Raw genomic sequence first — 25,304 nt, 5'->3', positions numbered from 1 at the left:
GCTTGTCATAGACCGGGACCAGTTGTTTGCTGACGCCGAGCGTGATCGGGTGGAGTCGGGAGCCGGTGCCCCCGGCCAGGATGATGCCCTTCATCGACAACTCCGTTCGCGCTTACGCAGAATCTTCCAGGTAGCGAGCGTGCCACCGGTTTCACCTAATGACTTTAGCGCCTTACCAGATCCGAACTCGTCGGATGCAGGCCGGTTGCGGCAGTTGATCCGTGACTCGCTGCAGATTCACGGGTGCTATCCAGTTATGGTTGAGAAGTGAGCAACCTTCTCGTCACCGGCGGTGCCGGATTCATCGGATCCAACTTTGTCCATTACGTCATTCGCGAAACAGATCTAAACGTCACGGTGCTGGACAAGCTGACTTACGCCGGTAATCGGGCCACCTTGTCCAGTCTGCCGGAGGAACGCCTGTCCTTCGTTCAGGGGGACATCGCAGACGCAACCCTGGTGGACAGGCTGGTGGAAAACACGGACGTGGTGGTGCACTACGCAGCCGAATCCCACAATGACAACTCGCTCCACGACCCGCGGCCCTTCGTGGACACCAACATCCTTGGCACCTACACCCTCCTCGAGGCCGCCCGCCGACACGACGTTCGGTTCCACCACATCTCCACGGACGAGGTCTACGGGGACCTAGAGCTGGACGACCCGGAGCGGTTCACCGAGTCCACTCCCTACAACCCGTCCAGCCCGTACTCCTCCACCAAGGCCGGATCCGACCTGCTCGTGCGGGCTTGGGTGCGCTCCTTCGGGCTGCGGGCCACCATCTCCAACTGCTCCAACAACTATGGCCCCTACCAGCACGTGGAGAAGTTCATCCCGCGCCAGATCACCAACGTGATCGATGGCGTCCGTCCCCGGTTGTACGGGGAAGGGCTCAACGTCCGTGACTGGATCCACGCCAACGATCATTCTTCGGCCGTCCTGACCATCCTCGAGCGGGGCGACGTGGGGGAGACGTACCTCATCGGGGCAGACGGGGAGCAGAACAACAAGGCCGTGATTGAGTCCATCCTCGAGATCATGGGCGAAACTACAGGGGCGTACGACCATGTGATCGACCGCTCCGGACATGACTTGCGCTATGCGATCGACTCCACCAAGTTGCGCACCGCGCTGGGTTGGACTCCGCAGTATTCGGACTTCCGAGCGGGTCTGGAGGCCACGGTAAAGTGGTACCGCGAAAACGAGGCGTGGTGGAGGCCCCAGAAGGCGGCCACCGAAGCCAAGTACCAGACGACCGGGCAGTGAACAGGAGCATGGATTACGGGAAACTCCTAAACGCGCAGGCAACCACCATCCCCGGGCTCACTCTTTTCGACCTACCTGTGTTCGGGGACAACCGCGGTTGGTTCAAGGAGAACTGGCAGCGGCAAAAGATGACCGAGCTTGGCCTGCCGGACTTCGGACCCGTGCAGAACAACATCTCCTTCAACGCCAGCCGCGGCACCACCCGCGGAATCCACGCCGAACCCTGGGACAAGTACATCTCTGTGGCCACCGGCTCCGTGTTCGGTGCCTGGGTGGACCTGCGGCAGGGCAGCACCTTCGGCCGGGTATTCACCGCCGTGATCGACCCGTCCACGGCGATCTTCGTGCCCCGGGGGGTCGGCAACGCCTTCCAGTCCCTCGAGGACAACACCGCATACACCTACCTCGTCAACGACCACTGGTCCGCCGAGGCCCAGGCGCAGTACACCTTCCTCAACCTTGCCGACTCCACGGCGGCCATCGACTGGCCCATCCTTCTGGATCAGGCCGAACTCTCGGACAAGGACCGCGCTCACCCGCCGCTGGCCGAGGTGGTGCCCATGGCCCCGGCGACCACGCTGGTGCTGGGGGCCACCGGACAGCTCGGCCGAGAGCTGGTCCGTCAGCTGGCCGACCGTCCCGGCGTTCAGTTTTTGGGACGGGACCGGTTCGACCTGGCCGATCCGGCTGCCGTCGGGCGCATCGACTGGCGCCGCGTGGGCACCGTGGTGAACGCCGCCGCCTACACCGCGGTAGATGAGGCTGAGACCGAGGACGGCGGCTCGGCTGCCTGGGCGGCCAACGCGGAGGGCGTGGCACGGTTGGCCCAAGCCTGCGCGCAGCACCAGGTGACATTGATCCACGTCTCCACGGACTACGTGTTCGATGGCACCAAGGATGGTGCCTACACCGAATCCGACCCGCTGCGACCGGTTAACGCCTATGGGACCTCGAAGGCCGCGGGGGATCTGGCCGTCGGTGTGGTGCCGCGGCACTACCTGCTGCGGACCTCGTGGGTGATCGGGGACGGGAAGAACTTCGTGCGCACCATGCAGTCACTGGCCGAGCGCGGCATCGCCCCGTCCGTGGTCTCCGACCAGGTTGGCCGGCTGACCTTCACCCGGGACCTGGTCGAGGCCATCATTCACCTGCGTAATGGCAACGCTCCCTATGGGACGTACAACGTGACGAACGGTGGGGAGCCGGGGAGTTGGGCGGAGGTTGCCCAACGCGTCTACACGCACGCAGGTCGGCCTTCGGGGGACGTCACGGAGGTGAGCACCGGGGAGTACTTCGCCGGGCGGTCCGTGGCGCGCAGGCCGCTGAACTCGGTGCTGGCCCTGACCAAGCTCGAGGCCTCCGGATTCATGCCGCGGGACCAGTGGGAAGCCCTTGAGGAGTACCTCACGGCCTTGCAGGCGTAGACCCGGGTCACACCGGCATCTGGGCAACATCACCATAGACTGTTCTTCGGAATCCGCTTCCATCCGAGGAGACAAATGGTCGAGACCACTGCCGGCGTGCCTTACCCCCTGGGCGCCACACCGGACGAGTACGGGACGAACTTCGCGCTCTCCGTCGGCGAGGATGCCGAAAAGGTGGAGTTGTGCCTCGTGGACGCTGACGGCGCCGAGACCTGTGTGGAGCTGATCGAGCGCTCTGGGAACACCTGGCATGCGCACGTGGCTGACGTGGGGGACGGTCAGAAGTACGCCTACCGCGTGCACGGCCCCTGGGACCCGTCGTCCGGCCTGCGGTACAACGCTGCGAAGATCCTGCTGGACCCGTACGCCAAGGCGATCACGGGTGACTTCAACTGGGGCCAGTACCAATTCTCATACGACTTCGAGGACCACGACGCGATCGACACCTCGGACTCTCTGGGTCACACCATGCTGGGCGTGGTGGTGGATGATTCCTTCGACTGGGGCGAGGACGAGCAGCCGGACATCCCCTTCAACGAGACCGTCATCTACGAGACCCACGTCAAGGGCATGACCAAGTTGCACCCGCAGGTCCCCGAGGAGGCACGGGGAACCTACGCCGGATTGGCCCATCCCGCGGTGCTGGAGCACCTCACGAAGCTGGGTGTGACGGCCGTGGAGCTGATGCCGGTGCACCAGTTCACCAATGATTCCTCCCTGCAGGACAAGGGGCTCTCCAACTACTGGGGGTACAACACGCTGGGCTATTTCGCCCCGCAGAACACCTACTCGTGCGCCGGGGACACCGGTGGACAGGTGCGCGAGTTCAAGCAGATGGTCAAGGACCTGCACGCCGCCGGGCTAGAGGTCATCCTGGACGTGGTCTACAACCACACCGCCGAGGGCAACCACATGGGTCCGACGCTGTCCTTCCGTGGCATCGACAACGTGAACTACTACCACCTGGTAGAGGGCGACGAACGCCACTACATGGACTACACCGGGACCGGGAACTCGTTGAACCTCTCCCACCCCATGGTGTTGCAGCTAGTCATGGACTCCCTGCGTTACTGGGTGCAGGAGATGCACGTGGACGGATTCCGGTTCGACCTGGCCACTACGCTGACCCGTTCGGAAGGCGAACAGGGGCCGGACATGATGGGCGGGTTCTTCGACGTGATCCGTCAGGACCCCGTCCTGCGCACCGTGAAGCTCATCGCCGAACCCTGGGATGTGGGTTGGGCCGGCTACCAGGTGGGCAACTTCCCGGGGCTGTGGAGCGAGTGGAACGGAAAGTACCGGGACTCAGTGCGGGACTTTTGGCGCGGCGAGCCCGGAACGCTAGCGGAGTTCGCCACCCGTATCACCGGCTCGGCCGACCTCTACGAGGACGATGGGCGCACCCCGCGGGCCTCCGTGAATTTCGTGACCGCGCATGATGGCTTCACACTGCGGGACCTGGTCTCTTACAACGAGAAGCACAACGAAGCCAACGGCGAGGACAACAACGACGGCGAATCCCACAACAGCTCGTGGAACTGCGGCGTGGAGGGGGACTCCGAGGACGCCGAGGTCCTCAAGCTCCGCGCCCAGCAGCAGCGGAACTACCTGGCGACGCTGATGATCAGCCAAGGCGTGCCGATGATCAGCCACGGCGACGAACTGGGGCGGACGCAGCAAGGCAACAACAACGTCTACGCCCAGGACAATGAGCTGTCCTGGATCCACTGGGATGACGCTGACGAGGACCTCATCGAGTTCACCTCCCGGGTGGTGGCACTCCGGCAGGATCACCCCGTGTTCCGGCGCCGGCGGTACTTCGACGGCCGGCCCGCCGCGCGGTCGGACTCGAAGGCCCTGCCGGATATCGTGTGGCTCGAGCCGGATGCCACGGCCAAGGACGAGTCCGACTGGGAGACCTACTACGCCAAGTCGATCGCCTTCTTCCTCAACGGCCACGACCTGACGGAGAGCGAACGAGGCGGCGAAGACTACCGCAACGGGGGTGACCACGACTTCTACGTGCTCCTCAACGCGTACTGGGAGCCGGTGGAGTACACGCTGCCCGGCGAGCCGTTCCCCGGTTCCTGGGAACTGGTGGTGGACACCGCCGACGCCACCCCGGACACCACCGAGTTCTCCGCCGGGGACAAGATTTCCGTGCCCGGCCGGGGCATCGTGATCCTGCGGTCTGCGCAGCAGTGACCGGAACGCGGACGTCGGCCGCCGAGGCATACCAGGGTTCGCAAAGTCGCCGTAAGGGGCTGATGAAGGTTGGTCTGCTGGCCGTTGGGGCCGCCGTCGGGCTGTTCTTGCTGATGTCGACATGGTTGGTACTGTTCCCTCGCACCAACCCGGCACCGAGGGTGGATGCCTTGTTGGTGCTGTACACCGAGGATGCTGTCTATGACCGCGCGGTGGAGCTGGCCAACGAGGGCGTGACCGATTTGCTCATCGTCTCTCAACCCGACGGTGCCGATGGCCGGCTCTGCGGCGGTTTTCGGACAGGCACTGACGCAGAAGTTGTTTGTTTCAGCCCAGAACCCGTCACGACCCAAGGCGAGGCCATCGTCGGCTCGGAACTGGCTCGAGACCGCGGCGTGGAAACACTAGGTCTGCTGACCTTTGATAACCACTTGGAGCGTGCGCGAGTGGTCGTCTCCCGCTGCTGGGATTCAGATATGCACGTCTACGAGTTTAATCGGGATCTCAGTCTCCACGAGCGTGCCTACCAAGTGATCTACGGCATTGCGGCCTTTGGAAAAACGGCCTTGACTCTGGGTTGCACCACAGAGTTTCCCCGACCGATTGAACGATCGGTCGAGTGGGTCAAGGATCTAACGCGTCCGAACCCCTGAAGTATCGAGCTCGCTAGTAGGCGCCGTCCTTACCGATGACGGCTTTGGCGGTTCGGCCGAGGATCAGCAGGTCCTGCACGAAGGACCAGTTCTCGACGTAGTAAAGATCCAGGCGCACGGATTCGTCCCAGGTCAGGTCCGACCGACCGCTGACCTGCCACAAGCCGGTAATTCCAGGCTTGACGAGCAAACGCCGAGAGACGTGTTGCTCGTACTCCTCCACCTCGGCCGGCAGTGGTGGGCGAGGCCCGACCAAAGACATGTCTCCGACCAAGACATTCCAGAGTTGCGGCAATTCGTCAATGGAGTAGCGCCGAATGAACGCCCCGATCTTCGTGATCCTGGGATCGTCTTTCATCTTGAAGAGCACGCCGGCACCCTCGTTCTGTTCGTGGAGCCGTGCGAGTCGCGCCTCGGCGTCCACCACCATGGAGCGGAACTTGTGCATGTAAAAGCGTTGACCGTCCTTGCCGACGCGTTCTTGGTGGAAGAAAGCCGGCCCCGGATCGTCAATCTTGACGGCAAGGGCGACGACGAGGAGGACGGGTGACATGAGGAGAAGGCCGAGCCCAGACGTGGCAATGTCGAAGGATCGTTTGAGGAAGGCCTCGGCGCCCGCGAGCCGCGGGGTTGACACATGAATGAGGGATAGACCCGCTACGGGTTGAGCATGGATGCGCGGTCCGGCGATATCTGTGAGCGCCGGCGCCATGATCTGACTGATGCGGCGTTCAGCAAGCTCCCAGCCCAGTTGGCGCAGGGTTCTCGTCTTGAGAGGCGCGCCAGCGGAGATGGCCAGGGCATCGGCATCGTAGTCCGCCAGTACTCGCAGGATGTCCGGGATGGACTGAGAAACGCTGGCAACCGGAAGTGATAGTCCCTGCTCGCCCTCGGGACTCGTGAGGCTATAGCCCGGCAGGATGGAAGCAACGGGTTTGTACCCGGCTCCGGGAACCTCGGACAGTGTTCTGTGCAGATGTTGGACAGCGCTGGGTCCGCCCAGAAGGACTACGCGCCGTATCGAACGACCGGAAGCTCGTTCGCGGACCAGTTGCCGACGTAGAAACCACCGCCCGAGGGTGAGGGCTACTATGCCGAGGGGTAGTGCGACGCCCACGTAACCACGTGCCAAGTCGAGTTGGAACACGTACGAGACGATGGCGATAAGTCCAAAAAGATAAATAGATGCCATGGCCACACGTTTGTACTCGTCGGGGCCAGCACCGAGGATTTTCAGGTCCCGCGACTTGAAGAACCCTAAGAACATCCACCATGCGATGCACACAAAGATGCTGAATGACAAATAGGATGCGTCAAAGGTGCCCTGTAGGTCGGCGCCGGACGAGAAGCCGAAGCGGAGTACTTGCGCGCACGCCACTGAGGCGGCAATGGCCACGGCATCGACCACACCCATCCTTGAGACGACTCTGACGGTCCACGGCCTGTTGCGGGCGGCAGTTCTTCCGGATTCTGTGTGCGTGAGTACTGCCGCAGGCATGGCGTTCAGAACCTCCAGTGTGTTCCCCAGTGCGGCCCTCGTCGGCTCAGGCTCGCGTTGCGATGGTTCATGATGACAGCGGGCTCTTCGACTTATTAGCGTAAGATCCAGCACGGCCATGTAGCTGACGGTTTAACTGTAACGGACATCGATGTCTTAGCCGTTTCTTGTCGCCTTGATTCCGGCCTGACACAGACCCGTCACGGGAGAAAAATGAGTCACACCCGAGATCCGAATCTGTCGAAGAAGTATGCCGATTGTTCGGCTGACCTTGTCAAACGTGTTGCTCTGCTCCTGCCAGACGGGAACCTCGATGCCGTAGCCCTACCCCGATAGGATGGCCCCATGATCATCGGCATTGGCGTGGACGTTGTCCTGGTAACCCGTTTCAAGCAGCAACTGACCAAGGCACCGGCCCTGCGGGACCGCCTCTTTACGCCGGCCGAGCGTGAACTCAACACCCGATCCCTCGCCGCCCGCTTCGCTGCCAAGGAAGCCGTGGCCAAGGCGCTCGGCGCCCCTGCCGGCATGAACTGGCAGCACTGTCAGATCGACATCGACGCCGCCGGAGCCCCGCACGTCGTGGCCATCGGTACCGTAGCCGACGTGGCCGATGCCAAGGGCGTGAAGAAGTGGCACCTGTCCCTCAGCCACGACGGGGACGTGGCCACCGCGATGGTCGTTGCCGAAGGCTGATCTGCTGAGCGGAGGCTCGTTGTGATCCACGCGTACACCGGTGCCGCGGTGCGGGCGGCCGAAAGCCCGCTGCTGCGCGCCGGCCAGGGGGACGTGCTCATGCGCCGTGCGGCGTGGGGACTCGCCGTCGGGGTGGTGCGCGAACTGCGCTCCCGCGGGCCCGTGGCCGGTTCGACGGTGGCGGCCCTGGTCGGCACCGGCAACAACGGCGGGGATGCCCTGTGGGCGCTGGCCTTTCTGTGCCGCCGGGGCGTGAACGCGGTGGCCGTGCTGACCGGGGAGCGGATGCACGAGGCCGGGCTGGCCGCCTTGCACCGCGCTGGTGGTCGGGTGGCGGATCGGATTCCAGACGACGCCATACTGCTGATCGACGGCGTCCTGGGCACGGGTGCGCGCGGTGGCTGGGAGCCGCCGCCGATCCGCGCCGGACTGACCGTGGTGGCCTGCGACCTGCCGTCGGGCGTGGACGCGAACACCGGACACGTGGCCGGAGGGGTGATCCCGGCTGACCTGACCGTGACATTCGGAGCACTCAAGACCGGGCTGGTCGTCGGCGCCGGCGCCCACGCTGCCGGCCGGGTGGACGTGGTGGACATCGGCTTGGGGCCGTACCTGGGAGACTCAGACGTGTCCTCCCTGGAGCGCGACGATTCGCTCGCGGTCTTCGCGCCGCCTGCCTGGGACGACCACAAGTACCGCCGTGGAGTGCTCGGCGTGTGTGCGGGCTCGGAGCAGTACCCGGGAGCCGCCGTGCTGGTGTGCTCGTCCGCACTGGCCTCCGGGCTGGGCATGGTGCAGTACGCGGGCCCGCAGCGGGCGGCCGATTTGGTCCTGACGGCCTACCCCGAGGTGGTGGCCGGTCCGGGTGTGGAGGGGAAGGCCCAGGCCTGGGTCGCCGGCCCGGGGCTCGGGTCGGATGATGCGGCCCGGGCTCGGCTGGCCGCGGTCGTGGATGCTTGCGTGGATGGGGGTCTGCCGTTGGTCCTGGACGCCTCGGCGCTGGGGCTGGTGACCCTGGATCAGCTGTCTGCGTTACGGAACGCCGGGTGCGAGGTCGTGCTGACGCCCCACCAGGGGGAGTTGCTGAAACTCGTGGACCGGCTGGCACCGCAGATCACAGACGGCTTCGCGGACCTGGCGAAAGCCGATCCCGTGGCCGCCGCGCGCCGCACGGCCGAGGCCCTGGCCGTCGTCGCGCTTCTCAAGGGCTCCACGACGGTGACTGCGGCGCCCGGCGGCAGGACGCTGGTGCAGAACGAGGGCGGGGCGGAGCTGGCGACTGCCGGCACCGGCGACTGCCTGGCCGGGCTGGTGGGATCCGCTCTGGCCCGAAGCAGCCGGGGCGGACTGGACGCCACGGTGGAGAAGGCAGCTGCGGCCGCGTGGCTGCACGGCACGGCCGGGGCGACGGCGACAGACGGCGGGCCTTTCGGTGCTTCCGCGTTGGCGAGTGCCGTGCGTCAAACCCTGACTGGTCAGTAACTGGTCGTGAAAGTCATCGCGATCCTGCTTGGAGTGAACTTGGACCGGCCCGTGAGTAAGCGCGGTGACCGGCCGGGCCGAGTCTGAGACCACCGACCATGGGGTCCTGAGGCGGCTGTACTCGTACGTGGTACGGATATACTCTCCGGGATGCCCAGTTCTCTCTCGACCCTCACGCGTCAGGTGGTTTTCGCGCCGCTTGACGACGCCGGGCGCACAGAGATGGTTGTGTCACGCATTCGATCGGCGATCGCGCTCGGGCTCTTCGCCGACGGTGAGCAGCTTCCTAATGAGGTCGCCCTGGCCGCTCAGCTGGCAGTTTCTCCGGTGACGTTGCGCGACGCGCTACGGACTGTCCGGGAGGAAGGGCTGGTGCGGACGACCCGAGGCCGGCATGGAGGCACGTTCGTCGTCGCGCCCCATGAAGCGAACACGCGGCTTTTTGAGACCGCCATACTCGCGAAGAGCGTCATAGAGCTTCGTGACCTGATCGACTGGCAGGCTGCCGTGATGTGTCATGCCGCCCGTCTCGCGGCGGACCGTGCGCTCGATCGCGAAATCGAGGCGATGCGCATGACAGTAGAGCCTCTCGGTGGAGCGATCGACGCGATCGGAGCGCGCCGTCTGTACTCCCGTTTTCTCATTGAGCTCTCGGCGAGTGCGCGCTCAAGCAAGATCAGCAAGACGGCCATCTCGCTCCAGGTCGAGTACGGCGTGCTCTCGACGCTCGTGTTCCGTGGCACCGCCAATCGAAGCCGACTCCTCGCAGAGTCGTCGAGCGTGCTCGATGCTCTTGCGGGCAGGGACCCTGAAGCGGCCCGAGACCGTATTGGGCACGTCGTCGCGTGGATGGGAGAGCAGATCCAGGAGATCCGCCACGGCCTCACGCACGGCGACCCGGTGGTGGCCGCACGATCCGAGGGGGAGGCCTCATGACCCTGACTGAGATTGCCGCGCTCATTGACCGCGAAGTCGAACCAATTCTGAAGACTCTGGGTGACCTGTCGACCCAGTTGCGGGCCGCCCACGCAACGGGGTTCTACGGGTTCGCTCAGCAGGAGGAGATGGCGAGACAGCTTGACGGCGTGGTTCGTCGAGCATTCTCCGATCCGGACGCGATCATCGTCGGAATCGGCGTGGTGTGGGAACACGATGACGTCTCCGGCATGCTCTGGTGGCGTGCAGACGGCGGCGCCGTGAGTCGCAAGGACCACGTCAACAACCCCGAGTCGGATTCGTTCTACGACTTCACCCATATGGAATGGTATGAACAGACGACGATGACTGACCGCCTCGTGATAGCGGGACCGTATGTCGATGCCTGGGGTACCGATGATCACGCCCTGACTCCCGCGCTGGCCGTGCATGATGGCGCTGAGCGCATCGGAGTCTCGGCCATCGATCTCGACGTCTACCGCTTGACCGAGACGCTGGCGCGTGTCATCGCGCCGTACGGAGACAACCTCGTCGTCGTCAACGCTGATGAGCAAGTGGTCGCGTCGAACCGACCGGCGCTCACGCCGGGGGAACGCCTCACTCCTTATCTCGAGAGGCGTGGCCTGATCACTGTGGCGGAGGCACCCATCATGCGAGTTGATGGCTGGACGATCCGCCGACTCGCGCACGTCTAGCGCCACCGTACCCTCGTTGCCACTGCAACAGAGCGTGAGGTTCCTCCCTCGTGGCAGCCCGTTGACAGCAGTGGCAAAAACCATACTTCAGTTGTCTAAGTTGTAAATTTCCCCGTTCTCTTGAGGCGCAGCGTCCACTGGGCCTACGTCGCCCGTTGACTGCATGCCTGCCTTCACTTGTCACCATTTCGCCCGTGTTAACTTTCGGATGAACCCCTTGCGTGCTCCAAATACCAACAGTAGTGTCGCTTTGAATGAACCGCCGACCAGAGTTCGGATTCACATAAGCAAGGGAGTTACGAGTACGTGAGCAACGACCGCAGAATCGTGATCATTGGCGCAGGAGTCGCCGGGCTGACGACCGCACTAGAACTGCTCGACCAGGGCCACACTGAGATCACCGTGCTAGAGCAGCACGGTCCCGGGTTCGGTTCGTCCGGGAAATCCGCCGGCGTCATCGAGACGCAGTACCTGGACCGCAGTGGCATCCACGTACGCGATTTCGGCTTGCGCTATTTCGAACGCTTCGCCGATGACCACGGCATCGCCCTCGTGCGGTCTGGTTACCTGCGCTATGGCGGTTGCGATGCGGACATGGAGCTGTTCCAGCGCAGCCTCGACATCCAGCGTGAGTTTGGCATCACCGACCCCGTGCTTTTGACGCCACGTGAAGTCGAGGAGCGGTGGCCAGCGCTAGTGACGGACGGCCGCGTTGGAGCAGTATTCGGCCCGTCCGATGGACACGTCGAAAGCTACGAGTTCAGTCTGCGCGCGGCGAGCGTATTGGTCGCTCGCGACGTTCCGCTGCTTCTGGGCGTCGCCCTGCTCGGTGCCGAACGCGACGCGAACGGTGCTTGGACGTTGCAGACCTCAGCCGGAGACGTCACCGCTGACATCGTCATCAATGCCGCCGGGCCGTGGGCCAAGCACGTGTCTGAGCTGTTCGGTGCTCCGATGCCGCTGAACAACCAGCTGCGGCCGAAGGTGAAAATGACACACAGCGAGCCGCTGGATCCGATGGTGCCGTTCGTCATGGACTACGTCCCCGGATCGGGTCGAGACGGCATCTACTTCCGGTCAGAGGCGCCGAACGAGATCTTCGTGGGCATCCACACGGACGAGAGCATCCAGGAAGAGCGAAATCCCGATGATGTCCTCGGTCCCGCACCGCAGGTGTTCATCGATCGTGTCCGCGACCTGCTCCCGACTCGCCTTCGGGTGCCTCAGGGACTCGTTCTCGGCCGGACCTGGTCAGGGCTCTACCCGATATCCCCGGACAACAAGCCCATCGTGGGCGCGAGCCGTGCCGCCGCCGACGTGGTTCACGTCATGGGTGCCGGCGGCTCGGGCATCCAGCTGGCCCCTGCAATGGGCCGCATGGCCGCCGAGATCGCCCTGACCGGCACGACGACGAGCTTTCCCGATACCGACTGGGGCACGGCCAGGCTTGGCCTCGCGTGATCCAAAAGACATCAACGACAGCAAACGACTGAGCAAAAGGGAGACAGACATGGCCAGGATTGACTACGCGTCCACGAGCCTGGGCGATGAGGCCCTCGACATTGCCTACGAGACCGAGCTTGCGGCGATTCGGGACACGACCTCGCCGATTGAGAAGAACCTGATTGATGGCGAGTGGCAGGAGTCCGACTCGACCGTTGAGCGCTGGGACCCGTGCGTGCCAGGTGCGCGGGCCGGTGCCGCCTACGTCGCGACTGCGGCGGACGTTGAAGCGGCGATCTCGGCCGCCCGCGGCGCCGCGAAGGCTTGGCGGAAGACGCCCTATGCCGAGCGAAACGAGCAACTCATGAGAGGACGAGCTGACTTCGAAGCCGAACTCACGCGCATTGCGGCGGTCGTCTCAGCTGAAACGGGCAAGACCCGCCTTGAGGCATACGGAGAGGCACAAGAGGTGCTCGACATGGTCGAGCACTACACAACCCTGTTCGCCGCGAACGACGGTTACCGCACCCAGCAGAAGTCGACTGCTACTGAAACGAACCTCGACGTGCTCGTTCCCTACGGGACGTTCGCCGTCATTGCCCCCTTCAATTTCCCTGTCGCGCTCTCGGTGGGCATGTCGATCGCCGCCCTCGTCACAGGGAACACGATCGTCCTCAAGCCCAGTGACAAGACGCCCCGCTCGACCGGCATGATGGCGGAGATATTCGCCCGCCACCTGCCGGCTGGTGTGTACAACGTCGTCCACGGTGGCCCCGACGTGGGCCGCGCGCTCGCCGAGGGTGACGTCGACGGCATCGCCTTCACCGGCTCCGCTCAGGTCGGGTGGGACCTGAATCGGATGCCCGGGCCGCGCGGTCTGCCGCGCCCTGTGCTCGCGGAGATGGGTGGTCAGAACCCCGCCGTGGTCTCAGCCCATGCGGACCTCGAGGACGCGGCGACCGGGATCGTTCGCTCCGCCTTCGGACTGTCGGGGCAGAAATGCAGCGCCTGCCGTCGCGTCGTGGTCGATGAGAGGGTGGCGGATGAGTTGATCAGCAAGCTCGTCCAGAAGGCGGAGGCCCTGCGCGTCGGTAATCCGGAGGACCGCGTGTCCAATCTCGGTCCGGTCATCGATGAGGCCATTGCGGCGCGGATCGACGCAGCTCTCGAGAAGGCCAGACGGGACGGCAAGGTCCTGACCGGAGGAAAGGTCGAACGCGAGGGCAACTTCTACGCGCCGATCATCGTGAGTGACCTCCCGGTGGGGCACGAGCTCACGCGGGAGGAATTGTTCGCACCACTCCTCTCCGTGACGCGGGTGAGCGACTTCGAGGCGGCCATCGCGGAAGCGAATGCCGTTTCCTACGGCCTGTCGGCCGGCGTCTTCTCGAAGGACGAGGAAGAAATCGAGCGGTTCTACGACGAGATCGAGGCAGGCGTGACCTACTCGAACCGTGCTGCCGGTGCGACGACCGGTGCTTGGCCGGGCGCACAGTCGTTCGCCGGATGGAAGCTCTCCGGCATCACCGGCAAGGGTGGTCTCGGCCAGCACTACCTGCAAGGATTCATGCGCGAGCAGAACCGCACGATCGTGAGTGCCGCATGACAACTCCCCAGCGCGCGCGCTTCGCCGAGGATGCCCTTTCCCGGCGAGCCACGAAAGTCATGACGCGCGGCAACACGCGCTCTACCCTGTTCGTGCCGCCGGCCCCGCCCTACGCCGTGCGGGGGGAGGGGGCGCACATCGTCGACCAGCTGGGCGGCCGGGTGATCGACGCGAACAACAACTACACCTCACTCATCCACGGCCACGCCCATCCCCGGATCACTGCGGCGGTGGCAGAAGTCGTCGGCAGTGGCACGGCATTCGGTCTGCCGACCGAGCAAGAGGTCGAGCTCGCCGAGCTGCTGTCAGCGCGGACCGGCCAGGAACGGTGGCGTTTCTCGAACTCGGGGACTGAGGCAGTGATGACCGCCGTACGCGCCGCTCGGTCGTACACAGGCCGAGGTATCCTCATCCGGTTCGAGGGCAGTTATCACGGTACGTCTGACGCGGTCGTTTCACGCACCGCGCCCGGTATCACCGCCGGCGTCCGTTCCGACGTCGTGGTGTTGCCACAGGGGAACGTCGAGGCGTTTGACGAGGTGATTGCCGAGCACGGCGATCGCGTCGCCGCAGTGCTGATTGACCTCATGCCGAACCGCGCGGGTCTCGTGCCCGCCGATCCTGCCTTCGTCGAACACATTCGCGAGGCCACGCGAGCTGTGGGGGCCCTCATGATCGTTGACGAGGTGATCTCGTTACGCCTCAGTCTCGGCGGCCTCGCCGCTGAGTATGGGGCGGATCCGGATCTGATCACGGCCGGCAAGATCATCGGCGGGGGCTTCCCCATCGGTGCGGTGGGAGGAAGAGCGGATGTCCTCGCGGTCTTCGATCCCCTCGCCGACACGTCGGTTGGCTGGGGCGGCACATTCAGCGCGAACCCGGTCTCGATGACGGCCGGCCGCGTCGCGATGCAACTCTTCGACGCTGAGGCGGTCCAGCGTCTCAATGGGGCCGGTGACCGATTGCGCGAGTCACTCCTGGCAGCCGGCGTCGCTGTCACCGGCCGGGGTTCGCTCATGCGCCTGCGCGAACCTGGTGAACCCGCCGACCTGTGGTGGGCCGCGTACGAGCGCGGCGTGATGATCGGCACCAATGGACTCATCTCTCTCTCGACGGCGATGACAGAACAAGACCTGGCCACGATTGAGCGCTCGATCGTCAAGGCCGCAGAACAAGGACGACGATGACTCGAACGATGGGAGCACAATCATGACGACGCTCGACGAGATCTACACAGGTGGACACTTCTACACCGTCGATCCTGAGCAGCCATGGGCCGAGGCGCTCGGCATCGCCGACGGAGTGATCGCCGTGATCGGCAGTGATAGAGACGTCCGCGCGCTCGCTGACGACAGCACGCGCATCACGGACCTGGGTGGTGCGATGGCCATGCCCGGAATGCACGATGGGCACGTGCACCTGCTGGAGCAGTCGCTCCGCAACACGCAGATCCAGTGTCAGCTCGACGACCCTCAGACGATGGAGGAGCTCGGCGCACAGATGTTGGCCTATCACCAGAAGAACCCTGATAGGGAATGGGTCATCGCGGGCATCTACAACTCCCAGGTGCTCACGAACGAGATGGTCACGAAAGCATGGCTCGACGACCTGCTGCCCGGCACGCCAGTCATCCTCTACGATCACACCGCGGTGCACGTCTGCCTCGCGAGCAGCGAGGCTCTACGTCGCGCCGAGATCACCCGCGAGACCCCGAACCCCGAGGGTGGCGTCATCGTGCGCGACGCCGACGGCGAGGCCAATGGGTGGCTGACCGAGGCAGCCACGGCGCTCGTGCGCTTTGCGGTGCCACCCTATACCGAAGACGAGATCGACCACGCCCTGGCGTACGCAACGAAGCTGTGCGCCGAGTGCGGCATCACCTCGGTGCAGGAGGCTGGCTCGTACCGCTCACTGCTTGAAGGCCTCGTGCGTCTTGAACGGCGCGGTGACCTGCAGACCTTCGTGTTCGCCCACCTCGTCTACAACTTTCCCGCGTGGGGCGGTTGGGGGACGACCCTCTTTGACGGCCTCCTTGCCGATCGCGAGCAGTTCCGCAGCGAGCTCGTCGCTCCTGACGGCATCAAGGTGTTTCTCGACGGCACATCGCTGCCGCCGCAATTCACCCACGTGCCTCTCGACGAAGGCACCGGTGAGGTTGACACGACCAACCTCATGGTGAACCAGGACACCCTGGTCGCCCGCATCCGCGAGTGGACCGACGCGGGTCTGAAGATCAAGGCCCACGCGAGTGGCATGGGTGCGGTGCGCATCGGCCTAGACGTCTACGAGCGCGCCCTCGACGGCCGTGTGCCAGCCGTGCCGCACGACATCGCGCACTCGCGTTGGGTGTCCGCGGCAGATGTGCCGCGCTACGCGCGGATTGGCGTTGTCGGTGAGATGTCGCCGACGATCTGGCAGGATCCACGGTTCAATGACACTCTCGACGGCGCGTTTCGCTTCGCGTCGCTGTGGCGTTCGGGCGCGCACGTCTCTCTCGGAAGCGACTGGATCCTGCCTCAGACTCCGAATCTCTTCCCCGGCATCGGTGGCATGCTCGACTGGGGTGACGAATCGCTCAGCCTGGAGCAGGCAATCCAGATGGCGACCCTCAACGGGGCCACGTCGATCGGCAAGGAGAACCGCTTCGGCAGCCTCGAAGTCGGCAAGGACGCCACGTTCATCGTGCTTGACCGCAACCTGTTCGAGAGCACGCCGTCCGAGATCGGGGAGACGCGCGTCACGCGCACCGTGCTGCGGGGCGCCGTCGTCTACTCGGCGAACGAGGAGTGACGTGGTGTTCGCCAGGAAGCGCCGCTGGGAGGGATACGCGGGACCCAGATCGACCGCCGTCGGAAAGGCCGTGAAAGCCGCGCTGGTGCGCTCAGGCCGAGCGGTCGACGTGCAGCGCCGCAGACCCCACGTCATGTACGACAACGAGCACGAGACGCTCGTGTACACGGCCGGCGGGGTTCAGATATCGCTGTTCCACGTCACAGCCGATCCGGTGACGCGTGTCGTGTACAGCGTGCTCGGCCGCCCCGAACAGCTGACGCCGATCACACTCATCTCGGTCACCTACGACGCGAACGAGCATGCACTTCTTGTCGACGTCCTCAGTGAGATCGACCACCGCTTCGACCGGCCATGGGAGATCGGCCACAGCCCGCGGTTTCGTCGGGCGGTTGGCCTAAGGGCGCTCAACACCGCCAAATGGCGGAAAGCGTTAGCCGAAAGGCCCACGGCCCACGCCACTTCCTCTTGACGCACCCACCTACCAAATCGATCGGAGATAAATCATGCGCGAAGGAAAATCCTCCGTCCCCCTGGGAAAATTCGCCATCACCGTCCTCGTGGTTCTCCTCGCCTACTGTGCACTGTTCTGGCTACCACCGTTCACCGATACCTACATGCTTGGCATCAGCGTCAATGTCTGGGCAGGCCTCAGCCTGTTCGTCGTCGCTCCTGTGCTCGGTCTCATCTACACCATGACCACCCCGGTGGCAGAAGAGGAACACGAAGTCACGAAGGGAGACGCCTCATGAACGGCGTCGGGATCGGGCTGATCGTCGCGTACCTGCTCGCGTGCATCGCTATTGGCATTATCGCGCAGCGGCGTATGGCCAAATCGGCGCAGAGCGGTGCAGACTACTACGTCGCTGGCCGTTCGGTGTCCACGTGGGTCAACTCGCTGGCCATCCTTTCTGCCACCGGCTCTGGCGGTACCTTTCTCGCCTCGGTCGGCACCATCTGGAATGTGGGCCTGGCGTGGTATGCGTGGGCCATGGGCGGCTCGATCGTGGGCTTCACGATCGCGTCCATCCTCGTCGCTCGCACGTACCGCAGCACGAAGCGAACCACTGTCGCCTCCTACCTGGCGTTGCGCTTCCCGAGCAGCCGCATCCTCGTGATCGGAGTGCCGGTCGTGATCGTCATCGGCACCGCGATGTACCTCATCTCACAGATGAGCGCGGGCGGCCTCGTCGCCTCGTACGTCACCGGATTGCCCTTCGAGTGGGCGCTCGTCGTCATCGCCGTCGTGTTCATCATCTACACCTCGATGGGCGGCATGCTGGCCGTGACCTGGACCAACGTACTGCAGGGCATGATGGTGCTGTTGCTCACGGCGATCCTCGCGGGCTTTGGCCTCGCGGCGATGCCCGTGAGTTGGGGTGACTTCATCCAAGCAGCGGCCGACATGAACCCCATTTACGGCACGGCGGGTGACGGTATGAGTCGCCTGACGTACGCTGGCGCATTCGTCACCTGGGCAGCTGCCATCTGTGTCACTCCTCACATCATCACTCGCGCCTTCACGGCGAAGAGTGTGCGTTCGAGCATGGTCTCACTCAATGGATCGATGGTCTTATTCGGGGTAGTTCTGCTCGCGCTCGGACTTATTGTCACCCCTCATATCAGCGGTCTCGACCCCGCCGATCTTGAGGGCACCCGCTCCGACATGTGGACATTGCTCATCGCGGAGATGTTGGTGCCCGAGATCCTGCTCGGACTGATCGTGGCGGGCATCCTCGCCGCGATCATGTCAACGGTCGACGCACTCCTGCTTGCCGTATCGAGCTCGGTCGGCCACGACCTCTACAACGTATTCGCCAAAGACCGCAAGAACGACAAGACGAGCGTGCGCATTGCGACTGCATCTTCTTGGGCAATCGGCATCCTCTGTCTGCTGTTGACGCTGAATCCGCCGGAGTTGCTGATGTTGTTCTATACGGCCGCCATCGGACTTTTCGTGTCCTGCCTTTTCGTGCCTGTCGTCGCAGGCATGTGGTGGAAACACATCAACCCCGCGGGCGCTGCGGCGGGGTTCCTCACGGGACTCATCGTGTTCGGGGTGCTCTACGGCGCCTTCGACATGCCATCGAACTCCGAGGTGCTCGTCGCGCTTCCCCTGTCATTCATCGCGACAATCGTCGTGTCTCTTGTCGCGGGCGGCGAGAAGGCCGACGTCGTGGCCCACGAGAAGCAGACGCAGCGTCAGGCTGCCTCAGTCTGAATCCCACGATGGCGGCTGCGTCCCTCGGAGTGGCGGAGCCGCTGTCGTGTTCCCTGAAGGTGTCGGTGGCTGAGAGTTCGCCGGGCATATACCTGGCCACACCGTTTCCGCTTGGATGAGGTGCACAGGGCGGTGATACGTTGCGATGTCGCCTGAGACATAACTCGAGAGTGAGGGGTGCACTTGTCTGAAGAACAGAAACGCATCAAATACCGAACCGAGTACATCAAGCGGAAGCGATTCTCCACTCGCCAGCTGCAGATCGCGGCCATCATCCTCATCGTCGTCGTCATCGCCGTCCTCATCGGAGTGATCCTGATCATCCAGTGAGGCCGGCACCCAAGCAGTGAGGATGACGAAGCGGGGCGGTGAGAAGATCACTGCCCCGCTTCGTTGCCGTCGTTGCTGTCAGTCGCCCACGGTCACCGGCTGAGGAAGCCGAGCAGGGCGGCGTTGAACTCCTCCGCGTGGGAGACGTTCAGGCCGTGCGGCGCCCCAGGAACCACCACGAGTTCACTGTCGGGGACGGCCTGATGGGTACGCTGGCCGGAGCCCTCGAAGGGCACCACGCCGTCGGCGTCTCCGTGGATGACCAGCGTCGGGATGGTGACGCGGTCGAGGTCGTCCCGGAAGTCCGTGGCACCGAAGGACGCCATGCATTCCAGGGCGGCCAGTTTGTTGGCCTGCAGGCACATCCTGATCGCCTCCTGACGTTGTGCCTCGCTCACACACAGCGCTTCTCCGGCGCTGAAGAAGTCTGTGGTGAAGCCGTCGAAGAACTTCTCCCGATTGGCGGTCAGCTGGGCCGCCATGGCCGCCGCTTCGGTCTTCTTCAGCGGCCCCTCGGGATTGCTGGAAGTGTGCAGCAGGTAGGGCGTCACCGCCGCTGCGAAGATCGCGGAGGCCACGCGTTCGCTGCCGTGCTGGGCGAGGTAGCGGGCGACCTCGCCGCCGCCCATGGAGAAGCCGACCAGGACGGCGTCGCGCAGGTTCAAGGCCTCGATCACAGCGGCCAGGTCCCCGGCCAACGCGTCGTAGGTGTAGGGGTGTTGTGGCTCGGACTGGCCGAACCCCCTGCGGTCATAGGTGATCACCCGGTGCCCGGCCTGGGTGAGGGGCCCGACCTGGTTCTTCCACGCCTGGCCGTTCAGCGGCCAGCCGTGGACGAGGACCACCGGCCGACCGGCGCCCCCGGTGTCCTCGTAGTGCAGTTCGTTTCCGTTGGCACCCGTGATGGTTCCCATACGGTGGATCCTTTCCTCGATTGGTGCGGGAGCCGGCGTCCGCGTCTCAGCGCCGGCCGCCGCTGATGATCTCACGATCAGGCCGGGCCACCCGAGGGGCGGTCCGGCCTGATCAACTGCGGGGGATCCGCGGGACGGCTACTTCTCTCCGCCCTGCTGATCCTGGTTCTTCTGGTCGTCGACGAAATCCTTGGCCTTGTCCTTGGCCTGGTCGACCTTCTCGGGGTGGTCCTGGCCGTACTGCTTGGCCTTGTCAGCCGCGTCACCGATTCCTGACATGGCACGTCCTTCCCTCGTTCCGATCCGTGGCACCCGTGGTGATCGCTACTGGTGATTGCCACGGCCTGACGCGTCCATGATCGGTCCGGCAGGCGCCGGAGTCCACCCTTGAGGCGATGCGGCTTCGTACCGCACGCGAACGGTTGCGGTCGGCGGGGAAGCAGGTGAAATCTGAGGCCACGTTGGCGATTCCACCCCAACCACGAGGAGCACATCATGAGCACCGAGAATCCATCCGGATCCACCACACCCCGGGGGCGGCGAGATGAGGTCGTCACCGCGGAGCGACAGACGTTCGGCGGCATGAAGATCGGTGCGGCCTTCTTCGGCTGGCTGGCCGCCACCGGCATGGCCGTGCTGCTCACCGCAGTGCTCTCGGCCATCGGCGTCGGTGTGGGTCTGGCGACGGGAACGGATGCCGGGCAGGCAGCAGAGGAGGCCACCCAGTCGCCCACCGCCGCAGGTATCGCCGGTGCGGTCATCCTGGCCGTCATCCTGCTGGTCTCCTACCTCAGTGGCGGGTACGTGGCCGGACGAATGGCCCGATTCGACGGAGCCAAGCAGGGCATCGCCGTCTGGCTGTGGGCGATCGTCATCACAATCATCCTGGCGGTCGTGGGCCTGGTGGCGGGCAGCCAGCTCGATCTCCTGGGCCAGTTGGGCAGCCTGACCGGCATGCCCATCGAGGCAGAGGCATTGACCACCGGCGGCATCATCGCCCTGGTCGTCGCGGTGCTTCTGGCGCTGGTCGGGGCGGTGCTGGGCGGAATCCTGGGCATGCGCTTCCACCGCAAGGTCGACCAGTTCGGGATCGACCGCCACCACGGCCGGGACGGCTGACCGCTACCGGTCCGTGCCAATTCCATCGGACCGTGGCGCAACCCTCGCCGGGGGCCTGGCCGCTGATTATTCTCCCGGACTACAGGCCGTTTGGACATCAGGGGCCAGGGCCGTCTACCAGAAGGACACCCCATGACGCTGAACCCAGATCACCCCACAGAGCACGACGGCGGAACGCGGGACACCGCACAGCACGAGGCCGAACGATGGGGCTCGGAAGCCCAGAGCGCGGCCCGCTACGTGGCGGGCACCGCCCAGCAAGAGGCCGCCCAGGTCAAGGACGAGGCGATGGATCAGGTCAAGAACCTGACGGACTCGGCCAAGCAGGAGGCCTCCTCTCAACTGTCCACCCAGAAGGACCGTCTGGCTGCACAATCACGCACGGTCTCCGATGACCTCGAGCGAATCTCCCGCGGGGAGAAACCCGAATCGGATCTGGTGAACCAGGCCGTCTCGACTCTCTCGCAACGGGCCCGCCAGCTCACGGAGCAGCTGGAGTCCAAGGAGCCCCTGGACCTGCTGGATGACGTCCGCCGGTTCGCGGCCCGCCGCCCCGGCACGTTCCTGGCGATCGCGGCCGGCGTCGGGCTCGTGGCCGGCCGGCTCACCCGTGGGATGAAGGACTCCCACGACGATGACCGTCACGGTCATTCCACGCCGACCCACCGTGCTGGTTCCTCTGGTGCCGCTCGCATCGAGAGGGTTACGGGCTCTGTCTACCCGGATGACGTTCAGGCCACCGGCCCCTCGGGCGACATCCCGCTCCCGCCGACGGCGCCCCCGGCTCCGGTGGTGCCTCCGGCTGCGGGCCGACCGGACGTGGGCAGGGGTGCTCCGGCCACGGAGGTCCTGGGCACGCCCGCGGTGACCGATCCCCCCGGGACCGGCCGTCCCCACCAGGGAGGCCGTCCGTGACCACCGACCCCCGCTATGACGGCGTGCCGACGGGCAGCCCCGCTGCCGGTGCCGCTGGGACGGGTCCGTCGGCACCGGGCTCCGGGTCCACGGAGGCCCCACCTCCCGAGGCTGAGTACCGGGCTCGGACGGAGTCCCTGGGCGAGATGTTCGGCAGTTTCTCGGAGAACCTGAGCACGCTGGTGCGGCAGGAGATCCAACTGGCCAAGGCCGAGGCGACGGTGGAGGCCAAGAAGGCCGGGATGGGCGCGGGGATGTTCGCCGGAGCCGCCTGGGCCGCCTTCTTCCTGCTGCTGTTCCTCTCCACGGCCCTCATGTGGGCGCTGGGCTCGCTGATGCACCTGGGCTGGGCTGCGCTCATCGTGGCCGTGCTCTGGGGCGTGGTGGCCGCCGTGCTCGCCCTGATGGGCAAAAAGCACTTCGAACGCATCAAGGGTCTGACGCAGACCCAACAGACGGTCCAGGAGATCCCCGCGACCCTGAACCCGGACAAGGAGACCCCATGAGCAACAACCCCGATGAGATCCGCGCTGACATCGAGCGCACCCGCCATGAGCTCAGCAACGATGTGGACGCCCTGGCCGAGAAGGCCAACCCGAGCAAGGCCGTCCACCGGCAGGGCGACCGTGTCCGTGAACGCCTGAGCACCATGAAGGAATCCGTGATGGGCCACCCCGCTGACCCGTACTCCAGCCAACGAAGCTCGACCGGTCTGACAGATCGAGCCAGGACTGTGGCGGATGGCACCCAGTACCGCGCGGAAGAGGCCGTGCATGCCGTGCAGGAAACCCCGACGGCGGTGCGCCGCAGTACCCGCGGCAATCCGCTGGCAGCCGGACTGATCGCCCTGGGCGCCGGCTGGCTGATCGGCTCCCTGATCCCCGCTTCCCGCCCGGAGCAAGAGGCGGCCACCAAGGTCAAGGAGCAGGCCGGGCCACTGGTGGACGAAGCCAAGTCCATGGCGCAGGACGTGGGCGAGCACCTGAAGCCGCAGGCCCAGGAGGCCATGGAATCCGTCAAGGACACCGCCACCTCCGGAGTGGAACACGTCAAGGCCGACGGCCAGGACCAGGCGGGACGCCTCAAGGACGAATCCGCCCGGTCAGCGCAGAACGTCAAGGCTGCCGCACAGGATTCATGACCCAGCGCACCTGCTGACCGCCGCCCAGGACCCGTCCGTCCTGGGCGGCGGTCGGTCATCTCGGGAAGCGTCAGGTAGGTTCGATAGCCTGCCCATGGCCGAGTTCTCTACGTTCTCGACACATCGGGCAGTAGATGAGAACTTCTTGGGAAAGGACCCAGCATGATCGGATTCATCGTCGCAGGACTCGTCATCGGCGCCTTGGCGCGCCTGATCAAACCCGGCAAGCAGAACCTCGGCCTCCTCGCGACCCTCCTCTTGGGCTTGGTCGGTTCGGTCATCGGGGGGCTCGTGGCCAATCTGCTGGGCACGGGGGACATCTTCGAACTCAACATCCTGGTTTTCATCGTGGCCGTGGTCGCCGCAGTGGCCCTGATCGGCGCCGCTGAAGGTCTGGCCGGACGAAACCGCTCCCGCAGCCGCACCCACTGAGGACCACTGCACGAGGGGCTGCCTGCCGCCGGCAGTAGCTGGTCCGTCTCGGGACGAGGCCGGCGGCAGGCGACCGTAGTGTCCCGCCGGCAGCGGGCATATGCTGACGCGCATGGTGGTGCGCAGTGGTTTCCCCCTTCTGATGACCGACGACCTGCCACGGTTGGCCCGGTTCTACCGGGAGGCCTTCGACGCCGTGCGCACGTACGGCTTCCCTGATCCGGACGACGAGACGCGGGACGTGTACGTCACCCTACGGCTGGGCAGGAGCGTCCTGGCGATCGGCCGGAAACTGGACATCGGCGGGGAAGGCTCGCGCTCAGCCCTGTGGCTCTACGTCGACGACATCGATGAGGCCGCCCGCCGCGCACATGCCGCCGGCGCCTCCATCGTGGCACCCCCGCAAGAGATGCCCTGGGTTGAGCGGGTGGCCCAGATCCGTGACCCGGACGGGTTCCTGGTGTACTTGGGCACCGGTCCCGCTGACGGGGATGTCGACGCGTCATAAGCCCCGGAGCATCTGCTTCAAACAGGCCGAATTCCGCCCAGATTTCCGTATAGGTTTAACTGCGGGGGCGCTTCGGCGACCCCCGGACCGACTGCCCGCCACCCTACATAGAGGACCAGAATGCCCCTCCCCAGCTGCCGGCCTGTGGCTGTCCCGCCGATGTCGATCGGGATGGAGGTGGGATCATGCTGACGCCGGAGAGCCGCGGCTCGCTGAGCGAGGTGGTCTTCCGGGCCATGCGCACCGGTGAGACGTCGGGATTGGCTGAGGCGCCGCCGTCGGACACCGCCGAGGACGCGCAAATCACGCTGTGGGCGCTCTACGAGCAGCACTACCGCGGCTTCGAGGACGTGGCCGGGGAACTGGAATGGGACCCGCAGCTGATCGGCGTGCGGCGCGGCCTGGAGCAGGAGTTCGAGCAGACGCTGCGGGCCCGCATGCCCGAGGTGCCAGAACCGGATGGATTCGCCGAGAAGTTCTTCGACTTCGTGGCCGATCATGACGGTCCCTCACTGGCCGCCCATGTCCACCGGAAGGCCACCGAGGAGCAGGTGCACGAGTTGCTGCGGCACCGCACCATCTACCACCTGAAGGAGGCGGACCACACCACGTGGGTGATTCCGCGCCTGTCTGACCGGGTCAAGGCCGCCGTGATGGAGCTGCAGTTCGACGAGTACGGGGGAGGGGACCCGAACCTCCTGCACGCCCACCTGTTCGTCCGAGGCCTGCAGGACAGCGGCCTGAACGCCGAGTACGGCGCCTACATCAACGAGGCGCCGCTGGAGGTCCTCGAGGAGAACAACGCGATGTCCCTGTTCGGGCTGAACCGCCGGCTCCGGGCCGCCTCGCTCGGGTTTTTGGCGGCGTTCGAGGCCACCAGCTCCGCGCCCTCCCGCCGGATGGCCCAGGGGCTGAAGCGGCTCGGGTTCCCGGAGTCCATGATCCAGTACTACACCGAACACGTAGAGGCCGATGCGGTGCACGAGCAGCTGGCGGTGCGCACCATCTGCGGTGCCCTGCTGGAGGAGGA

The 25,304-nt window shown here is 65.1% G+C and carries 27 protein-coding genes; 23 read left to right on the top strand and 4 right to left on the bottom strand.

Annotated features, from left to right (window positions below):
- Positions 1–94 (bottom strand): sugar phosphate nucleotidyltransferase (locus RUH65_RS09530; protein ID WP_313817151.1); only part of this gene is annotated, 94 nt, incomplete at its 3' end.
- A 173-nt stretch (positions 95–267) separates the two neighbouring features.
- Here RUH65_RS09530 and rfbB point away from each other — a divergent pair.
- From rfbB to RUH65_RS09510, 4 genes are all read left to right on the top strand, one after another.
- The gene (rfbB, locus tag RUH65_RS09525; protein ID WP_313817148.1) at positions 268–1,266 is read left to right on the top strand and encodes a dTDP-glucose 4,6-dehydratase; all 999 of its coding nucleotides are present in this window, start codon (positions 268–270) and stop codon (positions 1,264–1,266) included.
- 8 nt (positions 1,267–1,274) lie between these two features.
- Entirely contained in the window at positions 1,275–2,690 is a 1,416-nt protein-coding gene (locus RUH65_RS09520; protein WP_313817147.1) for a bifunctional dTDP-4-dehydrorhamnose 3,5-epimerase family protein/NAD(P)-dependent oxidoreductase, read from the top strand.
- Between the two features lie 75 nt (positions 2,691–2,765).
- Positions 2,766–4,895 (top strand): glycogen debranching protein GlgX, encoded by a 2,130-nt coding sequence (gene glgX / locus RUH65_RS09515; RefSeq protein ID WP_313817145.1) that lies wholly within the window; start codon positions 2,766–2,768, stop codon positions 4,893–4,895.
- Positions 4,896–4,957: 62 nt separating this feature from the next.
- Positions 4,958–5,548: a hypothetical protein gene (locus RUH65_RS09510; RefSeq protein ID WP_313817143.1), complete on the top strand. Its 591-nt coding sequence runs from the start codon at positions 4,958–4,960 to the stop codon at positions 5,546–5,548.
- 13 nt (positions 5,549–5,561) lie between these two features.
- On the opposite strand, the gene RUH65_RS09505 is transcribed toward RUH65_RS09510, so the two are convergent.
- Positions 5,562–6,962, bottom strand: coding sequence for a sugar transferase (locus RUH65_RS09505; RefSeq protein WP_313817142.1), 1,401 nt, complete (start codon positions 6,960–6,962; stop codon positions 5,562–5,564).
- A gap of 429 nt (positions 6,963–7,391) precedes the next feature.
- On the opposite strand from RUH65_RS09505, the gene RUH65_RS09500 reads away from it, so the two are divergent.
- The 12 genes from RUH65_RS09500 (at position 7,392) to RUH65_RS09445 (ending at position 19,245) form a co-directional block, all read left to right on the top strand.
- Positions 7,392–7,742, top strand: a complete 351-nt coding sequence (locus RUH65_RS09500; RefSeq protein WP_313817141.1) for a holo-ACP synthase — start codon at positions 7,392–7,394, stop codon at positions 7,740–7,742.
- A 21-nt stretch (positions 7,743–7,763) separates the two neighbouring features.
- Positions 7,764–9,224 carry an NAD(P)H-hydrate dehydratase gene (locus RUH65_RS09495; RefSeq protein WP_313817139.1) on the top strand — a complete coding sequence of 487 codons (1,461 nt, stop codon included), beginning with the start codon at positions 7,764–7,766 and terminating at the stop codon, positions 9,222–9,224.
- Between the two features lie 150 nt (positions 9,225–9,374).
- Positions 9,375–10,160 carry a GntR family transcriptional regulator gene (locus RUH65_RS09490; RefSeq protein WP_313817138.1) on the top strand — a complete coding sequence of 262 codons (786 nt, stop codon included), beginning with the start codon at positions 9,375–9,377 and terminating at the stop codon, positions 10,158–10,160.
- Positions 10,157–10,855, top strand: a complete 699-nt coding sequence (locus tag RUH65_RS09485) for a cache domain-containing protein (protein ID WP_313817137.1) — start codon at positions 10,157–10,159, stop codon at positions 10,853–10,855. Before RUH65_RS09490 ends, RUH65_RS09485 begins: the two co-directional genes overlap by 4 nt.
- Positions 10,856–11,161: 306 nt before the next feature.
- The gene (locus RUH65_RS09480; protein WP_313817135.1) at positions 11,162–12,316 is read left to right on the top strand and encodes an FAD-binding oxidoreductase; all 1,155 of its coding nucleotides are present in this window, start codon (positions 11,162–11,164) and stop codon (positions 12,314–12,316) included.
- Positions 12,317–12,365: 49 nt separating this feature from the next.
- A complete protein-coding gene (locus tag RUH65_RS09475; protein WP_313817133.1) occupies positions 12,366–13,904 on the top strand; it encodes an aldehyde dehydrogenase family protein in 1,539 nt (512 codons plus the stop codon).
- Positions 13,901–15,091: an aminotransferase class III-fold pyridoxal phosphate-dependent enzyme gene (locus RUH65_RS09470; RefSeq protein WP_313817132.1), complete on the top strand. Its 1,191-nt coding sequence runs from the start codon at positions 13,901–13,903 to the stop codon at positions 15,089–15,091. Before RUH65_RS09475 ends, RUH65_RS09470 begins: the two co-directional genes overlap by 4 nt.
- Positions 15,092–15,113: 22 nt before the next feature.
- Positions 15,114–16,694 (top strand): amidohydrolase, encoded by a 1,581-nt coding sequence (locus tag RUH65_RS09465; RefSeq protein WP_313817130.1) that lies wholly within the window; start codon positions 15,114–15,116, stop codon positions 16,692–16,694.
- A 4-nt stretch (positions 16,695–16,698) separates the two neighbouring features.
- Positions 16,699–17,166 (top strand): hypothetical protein, encoded by a 468-nt coding sequence (locus RUH65_RS09460; RefSeq protein WP_313817129.1) that lies wholly within the window; start codon positions 16,699–16,701, stop codon positions 17,164–17,166.
- A 34-nt stretch (positions 17,167–17,200) separates the two neighbouring features.
- Positions 17,201–17,446: a hypothetical protein gene (locus RUH65_RS09455; RefSeq protein ID WP_313817128.1), complete on the top strand. Its 246-nt coding sequence runs from the start codon at positions 17,201–17,203 to the stop codon at positions 17,444–17,446.
- Positions 17,443–18,915: a sodium:solute symporter family protein gene (locus RUH65_RS09450; protein WP_313817126.1), complete on the top strand. Its 1,473-nt coding sequence runs from the start codon at positions 17,443–17,445 to the stop codon at positions 18,913–18,915. Before RUH65_RS09455 ends, RUH65_RS09450 begins: the two co-directional genes overlap by 4 nt.
- Before the next feature lie 183 nt (positions 18,916–19,098).
- Positions 19,099–19,245: a hypothetical protein gene (locus tag RUH65_RS09445; RefSeq protein ID WP_313817124.1), complete on the top strand. Its 147-nt coding sequence runs from the start codon at positions 19,099–19,101 to the stop codon at positions 19,243–19,245.
- Between the two features lie 92 nt (positions 19,246–19,337).
- Here the strand turns inward: RUH65_RS09445 and RUH65_RS09440 are convergent, their stop codons facing one another.
- Together RUH65_RS09440 and RUH65_RS09435 are read right to left on the bottom strand one after the other, a co-directional pair.
- Positions 19,338–20,159 (bottom strand): alpha/beta hydrolase, encoded by an 822-nt coding sequence (locus tag RUH65_RS09440; RefSeq protein WP_313817122.1) that lies wholly within the window; start codon positions 20,157–20,159, stop codon positions 19,338–19,340.
- Positions 20,160–20,297: 138 nt separating this feature from the next.
- Positions 20,298–20,438 (bottom strand): antitoxin, encoded by a 141-nt coding sequence (locus RUH65_RS09435; RefSeq protein ID WP_313817120.1) that lies wholly within the window; start codon positions 20,436–20,438, stop codon positions 20,298–20,300.
- Between the two features lie 216 nt (positions 20,439–20,654).
- On the opposite strand from RUH65_RS09435, the gene RUH65_RS09430 reads away from it, so the two are divergent.
- The 7 genes from RUH65_RS09430 to RUH65_RS09400 all read left to right on the top strand — a co-directional run.
- Positions 20,655–21,278: a hypothetical protein gene (locus RUH65_RS09430; RefSeq protein WP_313817118.1), complete on the top strand. Its 624-nt coding sequence runs from the start codon at positions 20,655–20,657 to the stop codon at positions 21,276–21,278.
- A gap of 132 nt (positions 21,279–21,410) precedes the next feature.
- Positions 21,411–22,193 carry a hypothetical protein gene (locus RUH65_RS09425; protein WP_313817117.1) on the top strand — a complete coding sequence of 261 codons (783 nt, stop codon included), beginning with the start codon at positions 21,411–21,413 and terminating at the stop codon, positions 22,191–22,193.
- Complete coding sequence (locus RUH65_RS09420) at positions 22,190–22,699, top strand: phage holin family protein (protein WP_396179946.1); 510 nt, start codon at positions 22,190–22,192, stop codon at positions 22,697–22,699. The genes RUH65_RS09425 and RUH65_RS09420 overlap by 4 nt, the downstream gene beginning before the upstream one ends.
- Positions 22,696–23,334 carry a DUF3618 domain-containing protein gene (locus RUH65_RS09415; protein ID WP_313817115.1) on the top strand — a complete coding sequence of 213 codons (639 nt, stop codon included), beginning with the start codon at positions 22,696–22,698 and terminating at the stop codon, positions 23,332–23,334. Before RUH65_RS09420 ends, RUH65_RS09415 begins: the two co-directional genes overlap by 4 nt.
- A gap of 162 nt (positions 23,335–23,496) precedes the next feature.
- Positions 23,497–23,766 carry a hypothetical protein gene (locus RUH65_RS09410; RefSeq protein WP_313817114.1) on the top strand — a complete coding sequence of 90 codons (270 nt, stop codon included), beginning with the start codon at positions 23,497–23,499 and terminating at the stop codon, positions 23,764–23,766.
- A 142-nt stretch (positions 23,767–23,908) separates the two neighbouring features.
- Positions 23,909–24,274 (top strand): VOC family protein, encoded by a 366-nt coding sequence (locus RUH65_RS09405; RefSeq protein WP_313817113.1) that lies wholly within the window; start codon positions 23,909–23,911, stop codon positions 24,272–24,274.
- Positions 24,275–24,459: 185 nt separating this feature from the next.
- Positions 24,460–25,304: iron-containing redox enzyme family protein (locus RUH65_RS09400; RefSeq protein ID WP_313817112.1), on the top strand; the 845-nt coding region annotated here is incomplete at its 3' end.

The sequence above is a fragment of the Citricoccus sp. genome (assembly GCF_032154715.1).
Classification (GTDB): Bacteria; Actinomycetota; Actinomycetes; order Actinomycetales; family Micrococcaceae; genus Citricoccus.
The sequence above is the reverse complement of the archived record's forward strand: the minus strand, read 5'-3'. Positions and strand labels throughout refer to the sequence as shown.